25 protein-coding genes are annotated in these 21,099 nt (G+C 70.2%); 10 read left to right on the top strand and 15 right to left on the bottom strand.

Annotated elements, in window-relative coordinates; translation table 11 throughout:
• Window positions 1–2: 2 nt before the first annotated feature.
• The 7 genes from ACGH48_RS04815 to glpX form a co-directional block, all read right to left on the bottom strand.
• Complete coding sequence (locus tag ACGH48_RS04815) at window positions 3–482, bottom strand: hypothetical protein (protein WP_396290385.1); 480 nt, start codon at window positions 480–482, stop codon at window positions 3–5.
• Window positions 479–730, bottom strand: a complete 252-nt coding sequence (locus ACGH48_RS04810; protein WP_396290384.1) for an RNA 2'-phosphotransferase — start codon at window positions 728–730, stop codon at window positions 479–481. The genes ACGH48_RS04815 and ACGH48_RS04810 overlap by 4 nt, the downstream gene beginning before the upstream one ends.
• Entirely contained in the window at window positions 663–1,055 is a 393-nt protein-coding gene (locus ACGH48_RS04805; protein WP_396290383.1) for an RNA 2'-phosphotransferase, read from the bottom strand. The genes ACGH48_RS04810 and ACGH48_RS04805 overlap by 68 nt, the downstream gene beginning before the upstream one ends.
• 39 nt (window positions 1,056–1,094) lie before the next feature.
• Entirely contained in the window at window positions 1,095–1,721 is a 627-nt protein-coding gene (locus ACGH48_RS04800) for a hypothetical protein (RefSeq protein ID WP_396290382.1), read from the bottom strand.
• 47 nt (window positions 1,722–1,768) lie between these two features.
• Window positions 1,769–2,293, bottom strand: a complete 525-nt coding sequence (locus ACGH48_RS04795; RefSeq protein ID WP_396290380.1) for a hypothetical protein — start codon at window positions 2,291–2,293, stop codon at window positions 1,769–1,771.
• 168 nt (window positions 2,294–2,461) lie between these two features.
• Window positions 2,462–3,358, bottom strand: a complete 897-nt coding sequence (locus ACGH48_RS04790; protein WP_396290378.1) for a hypothetical protein — start codon at window positions 3,356–3,358, stop codon at window positions 2,462–2,464.
• A 71-nt stretch (window positions 3,359–3,429) separates the two neighbouring features.
• Window positions 3,430–4,419: a class II fructose-bisphosphatase gene (gene glpX, locus ACGH48_RS04785; RefSeq protein WP_396290377.1), complete on the bottom strand. Its 990-nt coding sequence runs from the start codon at window positions 4,417–4,419 to the stop codon at window positions 3,430–3,432.
• Window positions 4,420–4,508: 89 nt separating this feature from the next.
• Here glpX and fbaA point away from each other — a divergent pair, with 89 nt between their 5' ends.
• Together fbaA and ACGH48_RS04775 are read left to right on the top strand one after the other, a co-directional pair.
• Window positions 4,509–5,537: a class II fructose-bisphosphate aldolase gene (gene fbaA / locus ACGH48_RS04780; protein ID WP_123313285.1), complete on the top strand. Its 1,029-nt coding sequence runs from the start codon at window positions 4,509–4,511 to the stop codon at window positions 5,535–5,537.
• 106 nt (window positions 5,538–5,643) lie between these two features.
• Entirely contained in the window at window positions 5,644–6,903 is a 1,260-nt protein-coding gene (locus ACGH48_RS04775) for a M18 family aminopeptidase (RefSeq protein WP_396290376.1), read from the top strand.
• Window positions 6,904–6,934: 31 nt separating this feature from the next.
• Here the strand turns inward: ACGH48_RS04775 and ACGH48_RS04770 are convergent, their stop codons facing one another.
• Window positions 6,935–7,699, bottom strand: a complete 765-nt coding sequence (locus ACGH48_RS04770) for a DUF6264 family protein (RefSeq protein WP_396290375.1) — start codon at window positions 7,697–7,699, stop codon at window positions 6,935–6,937.
• Window positions 7,696–8,760 (bottom strand): 4-hydroxy-3-methylbut-2-enyl diphosphate reductase, encoded by a 1,065-nt coding sequence (locus ACGH48_RS04765; protein ID WP_260233085.1) that lies wholly within the window; start codon window positions 8,758–8,760, stop codon window positions 7,696–7,698. Before ACGH48_RS04765 ends, ACGH48_RS04770 begins: the two co-directional genes overlap by 4 nt.
• Before the next feature lie 125 nt (window positions 8,761–8,885).
• Between ACGH48_RS04765 and xseA the strand changes: the two genes are divergently transcribed.
• Window positions 8,886–10,145, top strand: a complete 1,260-nt coding sequence (xseA, locus tag ACGH48_RS04760) for an exodeoxyribonuclease VII large subunit (protein WP_123313282.1) — start codon at window positions 8,886–8,888, stop codon at window positions 10,143–10,145.
• 25 nt (window positions 10,146–10,170) lie between these two features.
• Here the strand turns inward: xseA and ACGH48_RS04755 are convergent, their stop codons facing one another.
• Window positions 10,171–10,929: an alpha/beta hydrolase gene (locus ACGH48_RS04755; protein WP_396290374.1), complete on the bottom strand. Its 759-nt coding sequence runs from the start codon at window positions 10,927–10,929 to the stop codon at window positions 10,171–10,173.
• 81 nt (window positions 10,930–11,010) lie between these two features.
• Here ACGH48_RS04755 and ACGH48_RS04750 point away from each other — a divergent pair, with 81 nt between their 5' ends.
• The 4 genes from ACGH48_RS04750 to ACGH48_RS04735 all read left to right on the top strand — a co-directional run bounded on the left by ACGH48_RS04750 (window position 11,011) and on the right by ACGH48_RS04735 (window position 14,139).
• Window positions 11,011–11,256 (top strand): exodeoxyribonuclease VII small subunit, encoded by a 246-nt coding sequence (locus ACGH48_RS04750; RefSeq protein ID WP_111084805.1) that lies wholly within the window; start codon window positions 11,011–11,013, stop codon window positions 11,254–11,256.
• Window positions 11,253–11,888 carry a DUF4245 domain-containing protein gene (locus tag ACGH48_RS04745; protein ID WP_396290373.1) on the top strand — a complete coding sequence of 212 codons (636 nt, stop codon included), beginning with the start codon at window positions 11,253–11,255 and terminating at the stop codon, window positions 11,886–11,888. Before ACGH48_RS04750 ends, ACGH48_RS04745 begins: the two co-directional genes overlap by 4 nt.
• A 70-nt stretch (window positions 11,889–11,958) precedes the next feature.
• Entirely contained in the window at window positions 11,959–12,573 is a 615-nt protein-coding gene (locus ACGH48_RS04740; protein WP_123313279.1) for a carbonic anhydrase, read from the top strand.
• Window positions 12,574–12,735: 162 nt separating this feature from the next.
• On the top strand, window positions 12,736–14,139 hold the full coding sequence (locus ACGH48_RS04735) for an aspartate ammonia-lyase (RefSeq protein WP_123313278.1): 1,404 nt from the start codon (window positions 12,736–12,738) through the stop codon (window positions 14,137–14,139).
• A gap of 123 nt (window positions 14,140–14,262) precedes the next feature.
• On the opposite strand, the gene ACGH48_RS04730 is transcribed toward ACGH48_RS04735, so the two are convergent.
• The 3 genes from ACGH48_RS04730 to ACGH48_RS04720 form a co-directional block, all read right to left on the bottom strand.
• Window positions 14,263–15,624 carry a PhoH family protein gene (locus ACGH48_RS04730; protein WP_396290372.1) on the bottom strand — a complete coding sequence of 454 codons (1,362 nt, stop codon included), beginning with the start codon at window positions 15,622–15,624 and terminating at the stop codon, window positions 14,263–14,265.
• A 264-nt stretch (window positions 15,625–15,888) separates the two neighbouring features.
• Window positions 15,889–16,998 carry an aminotransferase class V-fold PLP-dependent enzyme gene (locus ACGH48_RS04725; RefSeq protein ID WP_396290371.1) on the bottom strand — a complete coding sequence of 370 codons (1,110 nt, stop codon included), beginning with the start codon at window positions 16,996–16,998 and terminating at the stop codon, window positions 15,889–15,891.
• A 115-nt stretch (window positions 16,999–17,113) separates the two neighbouring features.
• Window positions 17,114–17,899, bottom strand: a complete 786-nt coding sequence (locus ACGH48_RS04720) for an isoprenyl transferase (protein WP_173170760.1) — start codon at window positions 17,897–17,899, stop codon at window positions 17,114–17,116.
• 95 nt (window positions 17,900–17,994) lie between these two features.
• Here ACGH48_RS04720 and ACGH48_RS04715 point away from each other — a divergent pair, with 95 nt between their 5' ends.
• On the top strand, window positions 17,995–18,702 hold the full coding sequence (locus tag ACGH48_RS04715; protein ID WP_123313276.1) for a hemolysin III family protein: 708 nt from the start codon (window positions 17,995–17,997) through the stop codon (window positions 18,700–18,702).
• Window positions 18,703–18,832: 130 nt separating this feature from the next.
• Here the strand turns inward: ACGH48_RS04715 and ACGH48_RS04710 are convergent, their stop codons facing one another.
• On the bottom strand, window positions 18,833–19,138 hold the full coding sequence (locus ACGH48_RS04710) for a hypothetical protein (protein ID WP_111084812.1): 306 nt from the start codon (window positions 19,136–19,138) through the stop codon (window positions 18,833–18,835).
• Window positions 19,135–20,025 (bottom strand): mycothiol conjugate amidase Mca, encoded by an 891-nt coding sequence (gene mca, locus ACGH48_RS04705; RefSeq protein ID WP_222659880.1) that lies wholly within the window; start codon window positions 20,023–20,025, stop codon window positions 19,135–19,137. The genes ACGH48_RS04710 and mca overlap by 4 nt, the downstream gene beginning before the upstream one ends.
• 103 nt (window positions 20,026–20,128) lie before the next feature.
• Here mca and ACGH48_RS04700 point away from each other — a divergent pair, with 103 nt between their 5' ends.
• Both ACGH48_RS04700 and greA read left to right on the top strand, forming a co-directional pair.
• Window positions 20,129–20,539: a DUF4307 domain-containing protein gene (locus tag ACGH48_RS04700; RefSeq protein WP_396291165.1), complete on the top strand. Its 411-nt coding sequence runs from the start codon at window positions 20,129–20,131 to the stop codon at window positions 20,537–20,539.
• A gap of 71 nt (window positions 20,540–20,610) precedes the next feature.
• Window positions 20,611–21,099, top strand: coding sequence for a transcription elongation factor GreA (gene greA / locus ACGH48_RS04695; protein WP_111084815.1), 489 nt, complete (start codon window positions 20,611–20,613; stop codon window positions 21,097–21,099).

Raw genomic sequence — 21,099 nt, 5'->3', positions numbered from 1 at the left:
GGTCACGTCTCGTCGGCGGATTCCTCGGCGAGCCAGTCCGCGTGCTGCCGCTCCATCTCTTCCCACCAGGCGTCGAACGACGGCCAATGTCCCCTGTCCTCCCAACCTGACTGGGTGAAGGTGTGGATGACGAGCACGGCAGGATCCCCGCCGTGGTCACTCCCGTCGAAACAGAACACGTCATCCGAGCCGCCGTGTTTAGCGAACGGGACGAGAACTCGGTCCGGAAACTGCTTCGCAACGATCTCTGCCCAGAACTTCGACTGTCCTTGGTGGTCCGAGGTCCACATCCACGGATCGATGACGGGAAGCTCGGTCATGGCAAGTGTCGCAAGGAGACGTTCCGGGTAGCGGAAGCCCTGTGGCGCGTACTGCTCGGCGTCATGCAGCCGATCCGACGCGTCCGTCGGCCCCTGATCGCCTTCGGATGACGCGTTGGAAGGGTCGTGCCGACGCGGCCATTTCCTGAACAGCGCCATCATGATGTTGCCCTGTGACCCGAGACCTCGGTGATGTACCGAGGCGGTACGCGCAACGCAAGCGTGACGACGTCATGGCCCTGCCAGAATTCCACACCGTCACGATGGGCGCGTTCTGCATCGATCCGCAACAGAACGGGGCGCGGGGCCTTCCGGCGCCCCGCCTGCATCGCCAGGTCTCGATCAGTTGTCAGGTGCGCATACTGTCGCCCCATCGGCAGAAGGCCTTCGCGCAAGATCGCAGCAACCACTTCCTGAGAGGTTGCATGCCACAACACCGGCTGAGGCGTGATCAACGACGTGACGATGCGCTCCGGCGGAATACCCGCACTGCGCGCGAATCCGGTCGCCGACTAGGGCGAAGCGCTGCTTGTCGGATTGGGCGACCACACGACGCAGGTCCTCGGAGTCGACCTCCAGGCCTGTTGCCTCCAACGCACCAGCCAGGTCAGTGAGCGGCACGCTCCCGTCGTCAGAGAGGTTGAGTGCATACGCCTTCGGTTCATGCCGGAGTGCGTGCGACATGGCTTTGCTGATCTCGACGTCTCGTCTGGCCATCAGGTTGCCCTTCGCCACAGGAAGACCATGGGTGGTTTCGCCGGGTCAGCTGATCGATCAGACGAGGGGGTTGCCCTCGAGGACCTTCTTGGACAACGATTCCCAATCACCAAATTCTGGCGTGTCCGCCCAGTTCGGTTCGACGTCGACTCCGTGGAACTGCTCCAAGTCTTTTGTCTGCTTGAAGTGATCGATCCGCGTGAGCTGCCCGTCACCGTTCGGAGACAGGTGCAATCGATTGGAGAACAGGGGCTTGTTGGCCAGCGCACGTTCCTTCGGCCTGAAGTCATCGGGGTCGGGGAAGATCTTGTAGATCACTTCACTGAGGAACAGCCGCCCGCCCCACCGATTCGAATACGTACCAATGGTCACATTGCGATTGTCTTCGTCCCAAACGAACACTTGGAAAGCTGTTCCGTCGACGGCGATACCGCCCCGAGGCGTGACCTCCATGGTCCAAGACGGCACGGCAGATGCGGGATCGATTGCAAAGCCGCCATCGTCCCGCCTGACGAAGCTGCCCACGCTCGGTTCGGCGGGGACCACAGTGAACCAGTCGATCTGGTCGGCCTGATGCTCGTCCCAACGCCCGCGACACTGTTGCTCGCTCAGGAACCCTCTCGGATCCGGTGTTCGGGTGAAGTGATTCCACTTCTGCATGTAAAGGTATCCGTGCTCGATCACGGGCTCTTCGACGGTCCTCGAGTTCTCGGCTCGACCAAATTTGAACATCAATCACTCCCGGCTGCGATGAAGTCTCCGGGCGCAGTCACGATGCCGGCACTCACAGCGACGCCTCGTTGAACGGGGGCATCCAGCGAGAACGCCACCGGTGTCGGGCCGCCTGGTAGGTCATTGTAAACGTGGCCCGCAGGATCCCTGATCAGGATGCCGGAGTCGGTCGCCGCATTGCTGATCGCGGGAGGCACAGCCAGATGCTGAACCGGAACCTCGAGGATCATGTCGCCGCTGAGCGGCGAACCGACGACGCCGGGGCCCAGCTGTGAGACGTTGTGCGGTGTGCCTGCGATGACCGCTTGGCCAGCTTGGTACTTGCCGACGAATTCATTGACGTAGCTCTCACCCGCACCCTCCGACACGGAAGCGAGCTGAGTGCTCTTCCTGGAAACGATGACATCACCGTGTTCGTACGAGTCCACCCGGAGGTACGAGTTCTTCCCAGCCTGTTCGATGTGTACTTCATTGGCGGAGTACACGGGCGAGCGCTCGGCATTGAACCTGTTGCCAGCCTCCATCCGGCCCCGCCACGGAACATGAGCAAGCGCCTTCTCGCGTCGAGCAGCCTTTTCGTACCGAGCAAGTTGCTCCGCGCTGAAGGAGCCTTTCTCGACGCGGTATGCGCCACCACGAAGCCCCCGCGTGGGGCAGCGACGGGGACGCGTGCCGCCGACGGAGCTGCGGCGTCAGAGGGCTGCGCGGATGGCATCGAGCTCGGGGAACCCTCGGAGCCGGTACCGGGCGGGGCGGACGTCGAGCTCGTCGATCAGGTCGGTCGCCAACTCCCGGAGCCGACCGAAGGGCACGGGCTGCGTCTGGCCGTCGAGTGTGACGAGCACCACGGTGTCGACCGCGGCAACGATCGTCTCGACGTCCTGGGTCCACGACGAGTACGAGAAGGCCGGGTCGTCCTCGGCGAGCCGGGCGACCGAGACCGCACCGACGTGGACGCTCTCGCCCCGCCGGTCGAACGACTCCTGCAAGGCGTCCTGCTGCAGGTTCGCGGCGGTCGCCGTCCAGAGCGCGCGGATCGTCCGGAGCTCGCCGTCGAGTGACGGGTGCTCGAACCGGACCCACCCGTCACCGCGCAGCACCATGGGCGGTCCACTCAGGACCTCGCCCTCGTCGTCGGCCAGGATCTGCTGGGCGACACCGGCCGCGACCTGGAGCCCGTCCTCGTCCTGGTCGCCGGTGACGATGAACGTCGTCGGCGCAACCGGGAAGACCACTGCGCTGCCGCGGAACTCGATGCCCTGGAACGCCTGGGGCGCGAGCACGAGCACCACGGCGAGGTCGGCGTCCTGGATGACGATCGTGCCGGGCTGGATCACCGCGACGTCACCGCCGGCCTGCTCCTGCGCGGCGGCGACTGCCGCACGCAGCACGTCCTCGTCCGTCCACCCCATCTCGGCGAGCGCCGGCGCGGTGAGGATCGAGCCGTCGTCGTCGGCGAGGATCACCCCGAGGTCAGGCGCCACCGGCACGACGTGCGGCAGGCGGCCGGTCGTGCCGTCCGCTTGCGCACGCAGGGTGCGGATGCCCGCGGTGTCCAGTCCGACGATCCGTGCCGTGGTGCCAGTCATGCATCGAGCCTATGCAACGGGGCGCCGCCGGAAGACCGGCGACGCCCCGAAGCGGCAGACGAGCGTCCGGCCTAGAACCACTTCTCCGCACGGTGGTCCGCCTGGATGCGGCGGATCGTGTTCGAGCGCGAGCGGAGCACGAGCGAGTCGGTGTGGATGACACCGCGCGAGCGACGGACACCGTCGACCAGGACGCCGTCGGTGACGCCGGTGGCGACGAAGAACGTGTTGTCACCCGTGACCAGGTCGTCCTGGTCGAGGACCTTGTCCAGGTCGTGGCCGGCGGCAATGGCGCGCTCGCGCTCCTCGTCGTCCTTCGGCTGGAGCTTGCCGAGGATCACGCCGCCGAGCGCCTTGATCGCGCACGCCGTGATGATGCCCTCGGGGGTGCCGCCGACGCCGACGCACATGTCGATGGTCGAGCCGGGCAGGGCGGCGGCGATGCCACCGGCGACGTCGCCGTCGAGCAGCAGTCGCGTGCCGGCACCGGTCGCGCGGATCGCGCGGATGAGCTCGTCGTGGCGGGGACGGTCGAGCACGGCGACGACCATGTCCTCGAGGTCCTTGCCCTTGGCCTTCGCCAGCGCGCGGATGTTGTCGCCGATCGGCTTCTCGAGGTCCAGGACCCCGCGACCCTCGGGGCCGGCGGCGATCTTGTCCATGTAGAAGACGGCGGAGGGGTCGTACATCGAACCGCGGTCCGAGACGGCCATGACGGAGATGGCGTTCTGGCGGCCGGCGGCGGTGAGCGAGGTGCCGTCGATCGGGTCGACCGCGATGTCGCAGGCCGGGCCGTGACCGTTGCCGACGTGCTCGCCGTTGTAGAGCATCGGGGCGTTGTCCTTCTCGCCCTCACCGATGACGACGACACCGTCGAAGTTCACCGTGCCGAGGAACTTGCGCATCGCGTCGACCGCGGCGCCGTCAGCGAGGTTCTTCTCGCCGCGCCCGACCCACGGCTGCGCACGGATCGCGGCGGCCTCCGTCGCACGCACGAGCTCGAGGGCCAGGTTGCGGTCGGGCTGGAGGAACAGGGAGCCGGTTTCCGGAGAGGGAGTCACGACCCGAGCTTACCGACCGCCGTCGAGTCACACTCCAGTCCGGCTGACTACGATCGGCGGGGACATCACCGAAGTCGAAGGAGATCCACGTGCCCATCGCAACGCCGGAACAGTACGCCGAGATGATCGAACGCGCGAAGGCGGGCAAGTTCGCGTACCCCGCGGTCAACGTGTCCTCGTCGCAGACCATCAACGCGGTCCTCCAGGGCCTGCAGGAGTCCGGCTCGGACGGCATCCTCCAGGTGACGACGGGCGGTGCCGACTACTTCGCCGGCCACACCATCAAGAACCGCGCAGCGGGTGCCCTCGCGATGGCGAAGTTCGCCCACGAGGTCGCGAAGAACTACGACATCACGGTCGCGCTGCACACCGACCACTGCCCGAAGGACGCCCTCGACGGCTTCGTCCTGCCGCTCATCGCGGCGAGCGAGGAAGAGGTCCGGCAGGGGCGCAACCCGATCTTCCAGTCGCACATGTGGGACGGCTCGGCCGTGCCGCTCGACGAGAACATCGAGATCGCGAAGACGATGATCGAGAAGACGCGGAACATCAACGCGATCCTCGAGGTCGAGATCGGCGTCGTCGGCGGCGAAGAGGACGGCGTCGAGCACGAGGGCACGAACGACGCCCTGTACACGACCCCGAACGACGTCGAGAAGGTCGTCGACGCACTCGGCCTGGGCGACAAGGGGCGCTGGATCGCCGCGCTCACCTTCGGCAACGTGCACGGCGTCTACAAGCCGGGCAACGTCAAGCTCCGCCCCGAGCTCCTCGGCGAGATCCAGGCCTCGGTCGCGGCGAAGCACGGCACCGGCGAGAACCCCCTCGACCTCGTCTTCCACGGCGGCTCCGGCTCGACCGACGACGAGATCCACGAGGCCGTCCGCAACGGCGTCATCAAGATGAACATCGACACGGACACGCAGTACGCGTTCACGCGCTCGATCGCCGACTCGATGTTCCGGAACTACGAGGGCGTCCTGAAGATCGACGGCGAGGTCGGCAACAAGAAGCAGTACGACCCCCGCGCCTGGGGCAAGGTCGCCGAGTCCGCCATGGCGGCTCGCGTGGGCGAGGCCGCGAAGGTGCTCGGCTCCGCCGGTCACACCAAGGGCTGAGCAGGTCCGTCCGGTCGGGTCCACCGGCCGGGAGGAACGGGGCGCGTCCGACGGACGTGCCCCGTTCTGCGTCCGGTCGACTCCACCGCCGTGCCACGATGGGCGGGTGACCGTCGACGCCATCGCCTCCGAGTTCGCCCAGTTCGTCACCGAGTCGCCCACCGCGTTCCACGCGGCAGCGGCCTCCCGTGACCGCCTCGTCGCAGCCGGGTTCACCGAGCTGTCCGAGCTCGACGCCTGGCCGACCGAACCCGGCGCGTACGTGGTTGTCCGCGACGGTGCGGTGATCGCGTGGCGACTGCCGGAGGGTGGGTCGGCGACGACCCCGTTCCGGATCCTCGGCGCCCACACCGACTCCCCCGGCTTCCGCGTGAAGCCGAACCCCGGCGTCCGCACCGGGGGCTGGGAGCAGCTCAACGTGGAGGTCTACGGCGGCGCACTCCTGTCCACCTGGTTCGACCGCGACCTCCGCATCGCCGGCCGGGTCGTCGATGCCGACGGCAGCGTCCGACTCGTCAGCACCGACGCCGTCGCCCGCATCCCGAACCTCGCCATCCACCTCGACCGCGGGGTGAACGACGGCAAGGAGATCGATCGCCAGCGCCACACGCTGCCGATCGTCGGGGTCGACGGCGACGCCGGTGGGACCTCGGTCGTGGAGTGGCTGCGCGCCCGTCTCGGTGACGATGCCGTGTCGTGGGACCTCTTCCTCGCCGACGCCCAAGCCCCCACCCGCATCGGCATCGAGCGCGAGTTCCTGGCCTCGGGCCGGATGGACAACCTGACGAGCGTGCACGCCGGACTCCGCGGCATCGTGGACGCCCCGGTCGACGGCGACCACATCCCCGTGTTCGCCGCGTTCGACCACGAGGAGATCGGTTCCTCGACCCCGTCCGGTGCCGGTGGTCCGTTCCTCGAGGACGTCCTCGGCCGCGTGCAGGAGGGCCTCGGTGCCACCCGCTCCGAGGCCGCCCGGGCGTTCCGCGCCTCGTGGTTGCTGTCGAGCGACGCCGGCCACCTGGTGCACCCGAACCAGCCGGAGAAGCACGACCCGACGAACCGTCCACGCCCCGGTGCCGGCCCGCTGCTGAAGATCAGCGCGAACCAGCGCTACATGACCGAGGCGAAGGGCGAGGCCGTCTGGGCCGCCGCGTGCGACACGGCCGGGGTGCCGTGGCAGCCGTTCGTCAACGTGAACACGATCCCCGGCGGCTCGACCATCGGTCCGATCGCGGCGACCCGGCTCGGGATCCCGACGATCGACATCGGCGTCGGGCTGCTGTCGATGCACTCGATCCGCGAGCTCGTGCACGTCGAGGACCTGGCGTCACTGCACGGCGCCGTCGCGGCGTTCCTGGCCGGCTGAGCCCCGGTTGGCTGAACCCGTCTGGCTGCGGTCAGGCGCCGGTCTGGCGCATCATGAACTCGACGAACTGCGGGTCCTGGAACACCACGACGACGAACGCGATGGTGCTCACGAACGTGGCGACGACCGCGCCGACGATCGGCACCCAGAACGTGCGCTTCCGTGCCCGGAGCCGGCGGATCGACCACCACGCCACGAGCGCGAACACCACGACGTTCGTGATCGCGCCGATGACGGCGGCACCGCTCAGCGCGCTCGGGTCGTTCAGCGCCGTGTACTGCGTCTCGAGGGTCCGCCGGACCGTCGAAGCGACGTTGGTCACGGCGAGCGACTGCACGACGGAGATGAGCCCGAAGGCGAGCAGCCCGACCGTCAGGACGAAGTCGGCGGGGGTGCGGCCGAACCGACTCGTCGCCACCGAACGCTGCGGCCCGCCCGGGGTAGGGTCGTCGACTGCGCCGGGTCGGCCCGGAGGCACGGTGCCGGTCGGCGCGCCGGCACCGGACCGGTACGCGGTCGCGCCGTCCCGCCCGGCCTGGCTCGCTGCCTGCTGGCGGCGGTCGCGCTCCTGCTGCTCGCGCTCCTGTCGTTCCCGTTCGACCAGGACCGGGTTGACCCACCCCTCGGGCGCGTACTCGCCGTAGGCGGGGGCGGGTCGGCCGTGGACCCGGCCGCTCGTGGCACCGTCGGCCGTCGTCGGGGACGTGCCCCGGGCCTCCTGGCCGGCTGCCGCCGTGTCGTCGACGTGACCCGGCTCGCGTCGCGGCACCGAGCCCCAGCCGTCCGCGCCGCTCATGCCCGACGCCCGCCGAGCGCGCGCGTCGGGTTGCCCGACGCGTCGGTGCGGAGCTCCTTGGGGAGCGAGAACATCAGGTCTTCGTGTGCGGTCACGACTTCTTCCACGGCGCCGTACCCGGCGTCGGCGAGCTGTTCGAGGACTTCGGCGACGAGCTCTTCGGGGACCGAGGCGCCGCTGGTGACGCCGACGGTGGCGACGCCGTCCAGCCACTCCTGGCGGATCTCCTCCGCGTAGTCGACGCGGTGCGCGGCCTTCGCGCCGTGCTCCAACGCGACCTCGACCAGGCGGACGCTGTTCGACGAGTTGGCGGAGCCGACCACGATCACCAGGTCGGTGCCCGGTGCGACCTTCTTGATCGCGACCTGGCGGTTCTGGGTGGCGTAGCAGATGTCGTCCGACGGCGGGTTCGCGATCGTGGGGTACTTCTCGCGCAGCAGGCGGACGGTCTCCATCGTCTCGTCGACGCTCAGCGTGGTCTGCGACAGCCAGACCAGGTTGTCGGGGTCGGGGACGTCGAGCGCAGCGACGTCGTCCGGTCCGTTGACCAGGATCGTGCGGTCGGGGGCGTGGCCCATGGTGCCCTCGACCTCTTCGTGGCCGGTGTGCCCGATCAGGATGATGGTGCGCTCGGCCTTGGCGAAGCGGGTGGCCTCGCGGTGGACCTTGGTGACCAGGGGGCAGGTGGCGTCGATGGCGTGCAGGTCGCGTTCGGCAGCCCCTGCCACGACGGCCGGTGAGACGCCGTGGGCGCTGAAGACGACGTGTGACCCGCGCGGGACCTCGGCGACGTCGTCGACGAACACCGCCCCGCGCTGCTCGAGGGTCGACACGACGTGGACGTTGTGGACGATCTGCTTGCGGACGTAGACGGGCTCGCCGTACTGCTCGAGCGCCTTCTCGACCGCCACGACCGCCCGGTCGACCCCGGCGCAGTACCCGCGCGGGGCTGCGAGCAGCACCTTCTTCGGACCGGCGACCGGCTCGTCCCGCAGGCGCCCACGCGCCGCGTGCACACGCGGCGGGGCGAGCGGGACCGTGTGGCCGTTGGTGATCGTCACGTCCCCGATGATAGGTGAGCGGGACGCGCGCGACCTGGGCGCGGGCACCATCCGTGGAGATCCCGCCGCTCGCCCGCTGTCACCGGTGTCGGGCACGATGGACGTCCCGCACGAGAAGGAGCGACATGGCGATCGAACAAGGCCCGCCGACGGCCGACAACCCGTGGCCGGTCGCACTCCTGGGCGCGAAGCTCCGCGACTGGATCGACCGGCTCGGTACCGCGTGGATCGAGGGCGAGATCACGCAGTGGAACGTCGCCGGCGGCAACGTGTACGGCAAGCTCAAGGACGTCGAGGTCGACGCCACGGTGTCGTTCTCGATCTGGTCGAGCGTGCGCTCCCGGGTGCCGGCGGACATCAAGCAGGGCGACCGGGTCGTCGCGGCCGTCAAGCCGAACTACTGGGTCAAGGGCGGCTCGCTGACCATGCAGGTCGTCGAGATGAAGCACGTCGGCCTCGGTGACCTGCTCGAACGACTCGAACGCCTGCGCCGCACCCTGGGCGAAGAGGGCCTGTTCGACCCCGCACGCAAGAAGCGCCTGCCGTTCCTGCCGCACCGCATCGGCCTGATCACGGGCAAGGACTCCGACGCCGAGAAGGACGTCAAACGCAACGCGCAGCTCCGGTGGCCGCAGGTCGAGTTCCGCACCGTCCACACCGCGGTGCAGGGTGAGCGCACCGTCGGCGAGGTCACGGCGGCGATCCTCGAGCTCGACGCCGACCCGACGGTGGACGTCATCATCATCGCCCGCGGCGGCGGCGACTTCCAGAACCTGCTCGGCTTCAGCGACGAAGGGCTCGTCCGCGCAGCAGCAGCGGCGAGCACCCCGATCGTGTCGGCCATCGGGCACGAGGCCGACCGTCCGATCCTCGACGAGGTCGCGGACCTCCGAGCCTCCACCCCGACCGACGCCGCCAAGCGCGTCGTGCCGGACGTCGCGGAAGAGCTCGCGAACGTCCGGCAGGCCCGCGCCCGCATCGGCCTGCGGTTGTCGCAGACCCTCGCGGTCGAGGCCGACCGGATCGCGGCACTCCGCTCGCGGCCCGCGCTCGCGTCCACCGCGTGGCTCGTCGACACCCGTGCGGAGGAAGTCGCCCGCGACCTCTCCCGGTCGCGGGAACTGCTCGACCGCCGGCTCGAGCGGGGACACTCCGAGGTCGGGCACCTGACCGCCAGGCTCCGGGCGCTCTCGCCGCGGGACACCCTGCGTCGTGGCTACGCGATCGTGCAGCGGGCCGACGGCGGCGTGGTGCGGTCGTCCGACGACCTGTCCGGGCAGACGCCGGTGCACGTCACGCTCGGCGCGGGGACGGCGACCGGGACGCTCGAGCCGGACGGGCCGGGTCCGGACGGCTCGGGGTCGGGGTCGGGGTCGGCCGCCTGACGCGTCGGGGTCACCGACGGTCTGCTCACCACCCGCGGTCGCGCAGCCAGGTCGTCGCCAGCGTGCTCCACGCCTCGGCCGGCCCGAGCCCTTCGGCCAGCCCGATGCCGTGCACACCGCGCTCGAACACGTGCAGCTCGAAGGGCACCCCGCGTCGCGCCAGCGCGTGTGCGTAGGACAGCGAGTGCGTCACGGGCACGTGCTCGTCCTCGGCCGTGTGCCACAGGAACGTCGGCGGGGTCCGGTCGTCGACGAGCAGGTCCGCGTCCACCGCGGACCGCTCGCGGACGCTCGCGCCCGGTCCGAGCAGGTTGTCGGTGCTGCCGACGTGCGGGTGGTCCGTCATCGACGTCACCGGGTAGCAGAGCACCGTCAGGTCGGGTCGGTCGTCGACGTCCGACACGGCGCGCTCCGCCGGCGTCGGTGCGTTCGACACGAGGGCCGCCAGGTGCCCGCCCGCCGACGACCCGATCACGACGATCCGCGGATCGGACGGGAGGCCCGCCCAGCGTCCGGCACGCAGGTCGCGGACGAGCGCGCGGGTCGCCACCACGGCGTCCGGGTGACGGTGCGGGGCGAGCGGGTACGCGAACACGACCGCGTCGATGCCGATCCCGTTGAGCCAGCGGGCGTACCCCTCCCCCTCGTGCGGAGCGTGCATGCCGTACCCGCCACCGGGCAGGACGACCGCGAGCGCGGGGCGGCCTGCCCGTCCGCCGCGCTCCGCTCCGGATCCTGCTTCCGGTGCCGGGTACCAGTCCACGCCCTCGGGGAGATCAACCATGGCGCGACCCTACCGGCCGGTGTTCTCCCCAGGCGCAGCGGGCGGGACCGTGCGTCGGTGGACGCTCGGTAGGATCGGGTCGTGCCATCCCAGCAGGAACCCGAGCAGACCGACGTCCAGTCGCTGAGCTACGAAGCCGCCCGCGACGAACTCGTGCGCGTCGTGAGCGAGCTCGAACAGGGCTCCGCGACCCTCGAGCGCTCGCTGTCGCTCTGGGAGCGCGGCGAGGCCCTCGCCGCGCGCTGCGAAGAGTGGCTCGTGGGCGCCCGTGCACGGCTCGACGCGGCGCGCGCGGCCAGCAGCGCCGAGGACGGCTCCGCCCGATGACCGACGCGAACGGTCGTCCGATCGTCGCCGAGCTCGGTCGCCCCGAGACGGCGGAGGAGACCTGGGCGCGCAAGGACGCCGCACGGACCGCTCGCCGCCAGCACCAGACTGCCTTCAACCTCGTGATCGCGCTCATCGCGTCGCTCGGCATCGTCCTGTTCCTCGTCGCCGTGGTCGTGCGGCCGGACACCACGGTCGACCGCACCGTCGACTACCAGCAGATCGCAGCCGACGCCCACGTCGGGGACATCACCCTGGCCGCCCCGGACCTGCCGAGCGGCTTCACGTCGAACCGCGCCGACTTCTCCGACAAGGCCTCGGACGACGTCGACGTCTGGACCGTCGGGTTCGTGACGCCGGACAAGCAGTACCTCAGCCTGCAGCAGGGCATCGACGCCAACGGCTCGTGGGTGTCGAACCAGCTCGACCAGCGCCCGTCCACCGGCACCCGCGTGATCGACGGCACGAAGTGGACCGTCTACGACCGACGGGACGAAGGCTCCGACGCCGGCAACCACGCGTACTCGCTCGTGTCGACGTTCAGCGCGAACACCGTCGTGCTCTCCGGCACCGCCGACGACTCGTCGTACCGCACCGTGGCCAAGGCCGTCGCCGAGCAGTTCGCCCGGTAACGACCGCCGGACGCCGCACCGCCGGACACCCCCGCAACCCGACACCGCCCGACCCGATCCGAGGAGCCCCATGCCCGACCGCGCCGCCTCCACCCCGTCCGACGCCCTGCGCCTGCTCGTCGACGGCAACGCCCGCTTCGCCGCCGACAAGCGCCGCATGGGCCGCACGGACCCCGACCGTCGCACCGAGCTCCAGGGCTCGCAGTCGCCGTTCGCGACCGTCCTCGGCTGCTCCGACTCACGCGTGCCGTTCGAGCACGTGTTCGACGCGGGCATCGGCGACCTCTTCGCCATCCGCAACGCCGGGCAGATCGTCGACGACGTCGTGCTCGGCTCGATCGAGTTCGCGGTCGTCGCGCTCGGCACCCCGCTCGTCGTCGTCCTGCGCCACACCCGGTGCGGTGCCGTCGCCGCCGCCCGCTCGGGTGAGCCGGTCCCCGCGCCGCACCTGCAGGCCCTGGTGGACGCGATCGCCCCCAGCGTCGAGAAGGTCCGCGCCACCGACGCCGAGCTCCCGCAGGAGGCGATCGGCGCCGCCCACCTCGAAGCCACGCTGCGCCAGGTGCTCGAGCGCTCCGGTGCGGTCTCCGACGCGATCGCCGAGGGCCGGCTGGCCGTGGTCGGCGCGACCTACGACCTCGGCACGGGCGAGGTCACCATCGACACGGTCGTCGGCAACGCCTGACGCCCCCTCGGCGCCGCACCCGCACGTCCCCACACCCGACGCACCGGTACAGTCGAACGCGACGCCCGGCGCCGGTTCCGTGACCCACGGAGACCTCGTGCGCCGGCGCAGTCCCCCGACGCGACCGCGTCCGGCGAGCACCCCAGGAAGGACCACGACGACGTGACCGACACCACCGAGACCGAGTTCCGCATCGAGCACGACACCATGGGCGAGGTGCGGGTGCCGAAGTCGGCCCTGTACCGCGCCCAGACCCAGCGTGCGGTCGAGAACTTCCCCATCTCGGGCACCGGGCTCGAGTCGGCGCAGATCATCGCGCTCGCACGCATCAAGCGCGCGGCGGCGCTCGTCAACGGCGAACTCGGCATCGTCGAGCCCGCTGTCGCCGACGCCATCGCTGGCGCGGCGGACCTGGTCATCGGTGGGCAGCACCACGACCAGTTCCCCGTCGACGTCTACCAGACCGGCAGCGGCACGTCGTCGAACATGAACATGAACGAGGTCCTGGCAACCCTGGCGTCGGAGATCGGCGGCACCGCGGTGCACCCGAACGACCACGTCAACGCCTCGCAGTCTTCGAACGACGTGTTCCCGACCTCGGTGCACGTCGCCGTGACCGAGGCCCTGCTCCGCACGCTCGTGCCGTCGCTCGAGCACCTCGCCGAATCGCTCGAGGCCAAGGCGACGCTGTGGGCCGACGCCGTGAAGTCGGGCCGCACGCACCTGATGGACGCCACCCCGGTCACCCTCGGGCAGGAGTTCGGCGGCTACGCGCGCCAGATCCGCCTGGGCATCGAGCGGGTGACCGCGACGCTGCCCCGCGTCGCCGAGGTCCCGCTCGGCGGCACCGCCGTCGGCACCGGCATCAACACCCCGAAGGGCTTCCCGCAGCGGGTCATCGCCCAGCTCGCGGCGGACACCGACCTACCGATCACCGAGGCCGTCGACCACTTCGAGGCCCAGGGTGCGCGCGATGCCCTGGTCGAGGCCTCCGGGGCGCTCAAGGTGCTCGCGGTCAGCCTGACGAAGATCAACAACGACCTGCGCTGGATGGGCTCCGGCCCGAACACGGGGCTCGGCGAACTCCACATCCCCGACCTGCAGCCGGGCTCGTCGATCATGCCCGGCAAGGTCAACCCGGTCATCCCCGAGGCGACCCTGATGGTCGGCGCTCGGGTCATCGGCAACGACGCCACCATCGCCTGGGCGGGTGCGTCCGGTTCGTTCGAGCTCAACGTCGCGATCCCCGTGATGGGTACGGCCCTGCTCGAGTCGATCCGACTGCTGGCGAACAGCTCGCGGGTGCTGGCCGACAAGACCATCGACGGCCTGCAGGCGAACCTCGAGCGTGCCCGGGCCTTCGCCGAGTCCTCGCCGTCCATCGTCACCCCGCTCAACCGGGTCATCGGCTACGAGGCCGCCGCGAAGGTGGCAAAGTACGCCGTCGCCGAGGGCATCACCGTCCGGCAGGCGGTCGTGGCGCTCGGCCACGTCGAGCGTGGCGAGGTCACCGAGGAGCAGCTCGACGCGGCACTGGACGTCCTGTCCATGACCCACCCGAACTGACCCCTCCGCCTCAGCGCTGACGCCTCCGCGCTGACCCCTCCGCGCTGACCCCTCCGCCGAAGCGACAGATCTCCGCGAACCGTCCGCGGAGATCTGTCGCTTTCACGAGGGGTTTGCCGGGCGCTACACCAGGTCGGGCGAGTCCAGCAGGTCCGTCACGAGGGCGGCGATCGCGGACCGCTCCGACCGGGTCAGCGTGACGTGGGCGAACAGGGGGTGGCCCTTGAGCCGCTCGATGACGCTCGCGATGCCGTCGTGGCGGCCGACCCGCAGGTTGTCGCGCTGCGCGACGTCGTGGGTGAGCACCACGCGGGAGTTCTGCCCGATGCGGGAGAGCATCGTCAGCAGGACGTTCCGTTCGAGCGACTGGGCCTCGTCGACGATCACGAACGCGTCGTGCAGGGACCGACCGCGGATGTGCGTGAGCGGCAGCACCTCGATCAGCCCGCGTTCGACGACCTCGTCGAGCACGTTGTCGGACACCACCGAACCGAGGGTGTCGTAGACCGCCTGCGCCCACGGGTTCATCTTCTCGCCGGCGTCACCGGGCAGGAAGCCGAGGTCCTGACCACCAACGGCGTACAGCGGCCGGAACACCATGATCTTCTTGTGCTGCTGCCGTTCGAGCACCGCTTCGAGCCCGGCGCACAGGGCCAGCGCCGACTTGCCGGTGCCCGCACTGCCGCCCAGGGACACGATGCCGATCTCGGAGTCGAGCAGCGCGTCGATCGCGAGCCGCTGCTCGGCGGACCGGCCGCGCAGCCCGAACACCTCGCGGTCGCCGCGCACCAGCGCCACGGAACCGGCCGCGTGCACGCGGCCGAGGGCCGACCCGCGCTCGGAGTGGATGACGACGCCGGTGTTGACCGGCACGCCGTCGAGCTGGACGGAGCGGATCTCCTCCTTCTCGTACAGGTCGGCCATCTGCTCGCCGGACACCTGCAGGTCGGCGATGCCGGTGTAGCCGGAGTCCACCGCGAGCTCGGCGCGGTACTCCTCCGCCGCCATGCCGATCGAGGATGCCTTGACGCGCAGGGGCAGGTCCTTCGAGACGACGACGACGTCGAGCCCGTCGTTCTGCAGGTTCGAGGCGACGGCGAGGATGCGGGAGTCGTTGTCGCCGAGCTGCAGCCCGGACGGCAGGACGGACTGGTTGGAGTGGTTCAGCTCGACGCGGAACGAACCGCCGTCACCGAGCGCGATCGGGAAGTCGAGCCGTTCGTGTTCGATGCGCATCTCGTCGAGCAGCCGCAGGGCCTGCCGTGCGAAGTACCCGATCTCCGGGTCGTTCCGCTTCGACTCGAGTTCGCTGACGACCACCACGGGCAGGACCACCGCGTGCTCGGCGAAGCGGAACAACGCCCGCGGATCGCTGAGGAGCACCGATGTGTCGAGCACGTACGTGCGCTGGGCGACCGACGTGGACGAGTTCGCGGTGGGCTGGTGCTGGGTTCCGCGAGAGACGTTCTGAGAGGTCACGACCACTCCATCCCCGGGCCGCGAGCAGCCCGGTCCATGTCCTCGAACGCGGCCGTGGAGCGGGTCCCGAAGCACCGACTGTGGCCGCTTCGATCGGGCGCGGTGCCCGATGGGGACAACGTACGTCCGGCCTCCGACACCCCGCCAGCGACACGCGGTCCCCGGCGTTACGGTCACGTGAACAACGCGGCGTTCTGCACGTCCACACCCGCGAAAGCGACAGATCTCCGCGAACCGTTCGCGGAGATCTGTCGCTCTGGCGGAACTCTGCTACTGCAGCGTGGCGTACGAGACGCAGGCGTCCCGGAACATGTCGAGCGTCTCGTCGGTGGTCGACGCGAACACCGACACCCGCGCGACGCCGAGCCGCGTGGTCGCCGTGACACCGTGGTTGTGCAGCGCGGCGGACAGCGCCGTCAGGCGCCCCTCGGCCGGCCGTAGCACGACGATGCCGGCGCGCTCGCGCGGGTCGCGACTGGACTCGACCTCGAGCCCGAACTCGTCCGCGATCGCGAACACGCGCTCGACGCGCTCGGTGACGCGCTCCTGCACGGCGGCGACACCGACGGCGGTCAGCCGGTCCAGCGACACCGCCAGGCGGGCCTGCGCGATCGGGTCGATGCGGGTCATCTGGTACCCGGCTGCACCGGGGCGCACGGCGGGGACGTCGACGGGCCAGCCGGTGGTGCCGTGCGGACCGGACAGCGCCGGACGCAGGCGGTTCAGGGCGCGGTCGCTGAACGCGGTGAAGCCCGTGCCCCAGCCGGCGTGCAGCCACTTCTGGCCGCCCGTCGCGACGACGTCCGCGATCTCGTACGGGGCGTCGACGACTCCGAAGCCCTGGATCGCGTCGAGGATCAGCAGGCGGTCGCCGATGACCTCGCGGATGCCGGCGAGGTCGGCCAGGTAGCCGGTGCGCCAGTCGACCAACGAGACCGCCACGGCCGTCACGTCGTCGGTCAGGCGCTCCTGGATGAGCGACGGGGTCATCCACCCGACACCGGACTCGATGACGACGGGCTGGACCCGGCCGCCGGTCGCCGATGCGGCGCTCGCCAGCGCGAGCGGCAGCGACGGGTACTCGTCCGCCGACACCAACACCCCGCCGGTCAGGCCGAAGGCGGTGTGCAGCAGGCCGGGGGTGGTGGCGGTCTGCGAGACGACCTGGTCCTCGCGGCGACCGACCAGCCGGGCGGCGACGGTGCGGACGCGGGCGTCCTGCTCGTCGAGCGTCTCCATGGCGCCGAAGCGCATGTGCTCCTGGATCGTGCCGAGCACGCGCTGCTCCTCGAGCACGGCGGTCTGCACGGGGCCGAACGCGGCGTGGTCGAGGTAGCCGGGGTCTTCGGAGAAGCCGGCGGCGTACTCGTCGATGTTCACAGGTGGTGCACCTTTCACGGGGTGGAACCCTGTGAGCCTACTGGGACGGGGCTGCCGGGGCCGAACCGACGCGGGACGTGGCCAGCGCGTCAGCAGCTTGGGCGACGTCCGTCGGTCAGCCGCCGAAGCGTCGCGAGCGGAGGCCGAAGTCGCGGACGGCGCGCAGGAAGTCGACCTCGCGCAGGTCGGGGTAGAGCGCCTCGACGAAGTAGAACTCGCTGTGTGCGCTCTGCCACAGCATGAAGTCGGACAACCGCTGCTCGCCCGAGGTCCGGATCACCAGGTCGGGGTCGGGCTGGCCCTGGGTGTACAGGTGGTCGCCGATGAGCTCGGGGGTCAGGACCTCGGCCAGGGTGTCGATCGTGCCGCCGCCCGCGCCGTGCGATTCCACGATGCTCCGCATGGCGTCGGCGATCTCACGGCGTCCGCCGTACCCGACGGCCAGGTTGATGTGGAGGCCGGTGCGGCCGGCGGTGCGCTCCTCGGCCTGGGCGAGCGCGGACACGAGCGAGTCGGGCAGGCCTTCGTTCGACCCGACGTGCTGGACGCGCCAGTCCGTGGTGTCGGCCAGGACCCCGGCCAGGTCGCCGATGATCCCGACGAGCTCGCTGAGTTCCGCTCCGGCACGCCCGGTCAGGTTGTCGGCGGAGAGCAGGTACAGCGTCACGACCTCGATGCCGAGCTCGTCGCACCAGGTCAGGAACTCGGGGATCTTCGCGGCGCCGGCGCGGTGGCCGTGTGCGGCGGACTCGAGCCCGAGCTGCTTCGCCCACCGACGGTTGCCGTCGACGATCATGGCGACGTGCTTGGGCTTCGCGCTGCCCTCGATCTGGCGGCGGATGCGGCTCTGGTAGGCGCGGTAGAGGATCCCTCGTCCTGCCCATCCCACCCTGCCGGTCACGCACCGAGCGTAGTGCACCGTCGGTCGGAGCGTCCCGAGTGCGGCTCCCCCGGAACTCGTGGCATCCGTTCGGGCGCGGGGCTTACAGTCGCACCATGCAGGACGAGCACGAGACCGCCACCCTCCCCCACGTCCCGTTCACCGAAGAAGCCGCGACGACCACGGAGGACACCCGCCCCGCCTGGCGCGGCTGGATCCACCTCGGAGCGTTCCCGTTCGCCGTCGCGATGGGCATCGTCCTCATCGCCCTCGCCGACAGCACCGCGGCGAAGGTCGGCAGTGCGGTGTTCATGGCGACGTCGCTGGCCATGTTCGGGGTCTCCGCGACGTACCACCGGTTCCCGTGGGGGCCGACCGTCAAGGCGGTGCTCAAGCGCATCGACCACACGAACATCCTGCTGCTCATCGCCGGCACCTACACGCCGATCGCGATCTGCGCCCTGCCGCACACCCTGATGGTGGTCGTGCTCTGGGTGATGTGGTCCGGGGCGGCGCTCGGGATCGCCTTCCGGGTGCTCTGGATCAACGCGCCGCGGTGGCTGTACGTGCCGATCTACCTGGTGCTCGGGTGCGCGGCGCTCGGGCTGCTGCCGCAGTTCTTCGCGGCGAGCGTGCCGATGACGGTGCTCGTGCTGTCCGGTGGCGTCGCCTACATCATCGGGGCGCTCGTCTACGGCTTCAAGCGGCCGAACCCGGTCCCCACCCAGTTCGGCTTCCACGAGGTGTTCCACGCCCTGACGGTGGTGGCCTTCGGCGCGCAGTGGGTCGGCGTGCTCATCGTCGCCCTGGACCCGGTGCGCTGACCGTCCGTCGCACGTTCCTTCCCAGAACGGGTGCGATGCCTGATCGTTCCGGGCGTACTCACCCGGAACTTCCGACCAGGTACGCCCGATTCGACCAGGAACGCCCGGTTCCGGCGGGTGCGCTAGCGCGTCAACCGCGCTCGGTGTCGTCCCCGACGTCGGCGCGGCCGTCCTCGGCCGCACGCCGCTCCGACTCGTCCGTCGCCGGACCGTCGACCGCGGTGCCGTTCGCTTCCGCCTCGAGACGCTCGCGGATCTCCGACCGGTAGCGCGTCCGCCGGATGCGTCGGGTCATGTCGACGACCAGGACGATCGTCGCGACGGCCACGAGCGCGATGGCGATGAAGCCGACGACACCCGGGGTGACGTTCACGTCCGGCACGACGCTGGGGCTGGGACTGGGGGTGGCGGCGAGTGCCGCCGCGATGGAGCTCACGGGGTCGGTTCCTTGTCGGCTGGGATCCCGGCGAACAGGTCGGTCTCCGGGAGCTCGGTCGGCACGCGGGCCTCCACGAGCTGGTAGTCCTCGGTCGGCCACACCGTGGCCAGGAGGTCGTTCGGCCAGTAGAAGAACGCGCTGTCCGGCGCCACCTGGCTGGCGTGGGCACGGAGCGCGGCGTCGCGGTGGTCGAAGTACTCGTGCACGTCGACGTGCGTGGTGGCGAGGTCGGGTCGGTCGGCGAACCGCTCGACCCACTCGCGCAGCTGTTCGATCGCGGGGCTGTCCGGGTCGCGCTCCTGCAGCGCCTCGAAGATGGTGCTGAAGCGTCGCGGGTTCATCGTGCGCTCGTAGTAGAGCTTCGCGATCGACCACGGTTCGCCGGCGCCGGGGTACGCAGCGGGGTCCGCCGCGGCGGTCCAGGCGGCGACGGACACCTCGTGCGTGCGGATGTGGTCGGGGTGCGGGTAGCCGCCGTTCTCGTCGTAGGTGACGAGCACGTGCGGGCGGAAGCGTCGGATGACCCGGACGAGCGCCTCGGTGCTGTACTCGAGCGGCACGGTCGAGAAGGTGCCGGGTCGGACGGTCTCACCCTTGTCGGCGTCGGGCAGACCGGAGTCGTGGTAGCCGAGCCACAGGTGGTCGATGCCGAGGGCTGCCTGCGCGGCGGCCATCTCGGTGCGGCGGTACCCGGCCATGTCGCGGTGCGCACGGCTGGTCGCCGGCTCACCGAGCTGGTCGTTCAGGATGTCGCCGGCCTCACCGCCCGTACAGGACACGACGAGCACCTCGTGCCCCTCGGCCACGTACTTCGCCGCGGTCGCCGCCCCCTTGCTCGACTCGTCGTCGGGGTGGGCGTGGACGGCCAGCAAGCGGTACGGCACAGGACTTCCTCACGTGTGGTGAGCGTGGGCGAGCGGGAACGGGAAGTGCACAGCGACGCGTGAACTACCCTGGGATCAGGATAATCACCCCGGGAGCCCCGAACTGTCCGAACAGCACCACGCCGCCACCCTCGACGACCGCTACGGCCGCACCCCGGCCCGCGCGCGCCGCAGCAAGGCCGTCGCGATCACCGCCGCGATCGCCGTCGTCGTGGTCTTCGCCGCCTGGGTGATCTGGGCGGGTCTGGACCAGTCCGACCGCGGCCTGACCGACGACGTCGTGGGGTACGAGGTCCTCTCCCAGCACAGCACGGTCGTGCACTCGCAGGTCTCCGTCGACCCGGGGGTCCGCGCGAAGTGCGCCGTCCAGGTCCTCGACAAGAGCTACTCGATCGTGGGCTGGAAGGAGATCACCCTCGCCCCGTCCGAGCAGCGCACGCGCAGCATCAGCACCGAGGTGACGACGACGACCCGTGGCGTCACCGGCTTGATCCACGACTGCTGGATTCCCTAGACTGACCTGATTCGCCTCTCGAGACCGACCACTCGGCCGGTCTCGTTTTTTCATGGTCGAAGGGACAGAAGATGAGCAACGACACGCAGGTCACCTGGCTGACCCAGGAGGCGCACGACCGTCTCCAGGCGGAGCTCGACGAGCTGAGCGGCGAGGGCCGTGCCGAGATCGCGCGCCGCATCGAGGCCGCTCGCGAAGAGGGCGACCTCAAGGAGAACGGCGGCTACCACGCCGCCAAGGACGAGCAGGGCAAGATCGAGGCGCGCATCCGCGTCCTCACGAACCTCCTCAAGCACGCCACCGTCAGCGAAGCCGTCTTCGACGGCACGGTCGAGCCCGGCACGGTCGTCACCGCCGTCATCGCGGGCGACGAGTCGACCTTCCTGGTCGGCAGCCGCGAGATCGTCGCCGAGGGCTCCGACCTGACGGTCTACAGCCCGGTCAGCCCCGTCGGCGCTGCGATCGTCGGCCTGAAGGCCGGCGACAAGGCCACCTACACGGCGCCGAACGGCAAGGAGATCGCGGTCGAGGTCGTCAAGATCGAGCGCTACGAGCCGTAG

The sequence above is a fragment of the Curtobacterium pomorum genome (genome assembly GCF_044497295.1).
Classification (GTDB): Bacteria; Actinomycetota; Actinomycetes; order Actinomycetales; family Microbacteriaceae; genus Curtobacterium.
The sequence above is the reverse complement of the archived record's forward strand: the minus strand, read 5'-3'. Positions and strand labels throughout refer to the sequence as shown.

What these genes read in the sequence shown, in the direction of transcription:
- ACGH48_RS04815 (WP_396290385.1), bottom strand. Translation starts at nt 482, where the DNA reads ATGATGGCGCTGTTCAGGAAATGGCCGCGTCGGCACGACCCTTCCAAC.
- ACGH48_RS04795 (WP_396290380.1), bottom strand. Translation starts at nt 2,293, where the DNA reads ATGGAGGCTGGCAACAGGTTCAATGCCGAGCGCTCGCCCGTGTACTCC.
- ACGH48_RS04790 (WP_396290378.1), bottom strand. Translation starts at nt 3,358, where the DNA reads ATGACTGGCACCACGGCACGGATCGTCGGACTGGACACCGCGGGCATC.
- ACGH48_RS04770 (WP_396290375.1), bottom strand. Translation starts at nt 7,699, where the DNA reads ATGAGCGGCGCGGACGGCTGGGGCTCGGTGCCGCGACGCGAGCCGGGT.
- xseA (WP_123313282.1), top strand. Translation starts at nt 8,886, where the DNA reads ATGGCGATCGAACAAGGCCCGCCGACGGCCGACAACCCGTGGCCGGTC.
- ACGH48_RS04755 (WP_396290374.1), bottom strand. Translation starts at nt 10,929, where the DNA reads ATGGTTGATCTCCCCGAGGGCGTGGACTGGTACCCGGCACCGGAAGCA.
- ACGH48_RS04745 (WP_396290373.1), top strand. Translation starts at nt 11,253, where the DNA reads ATGACCGACGCGAACGGTCGTCCGATCGTCGCCGAGCTCGGTCGCCCC.
- ACGH48_RS04740 (WP_123313279.1), top strand. Translation starts at nt 11,959, where the DNA reads ATGCCCGACCGCGCCGCCTCCACCCCGTCCGACGCCCTGCGCCTGCTC.
- ACGH48_RS04715 (WP_123313276.1), top strand. Translation starts at nt 17,995, where the DNA reads ATGCAGGACGAGCACGAGACCGCCACCCTCCCCCACGTCCCGTTCACC.
- greA (WP_111084815.1), top strand. Translation starts at nt 20,611, where the DNA reads ATGAGCAACGACACGCAGGTCACCTGGCTGACCCAGGAGGCGCACGAC.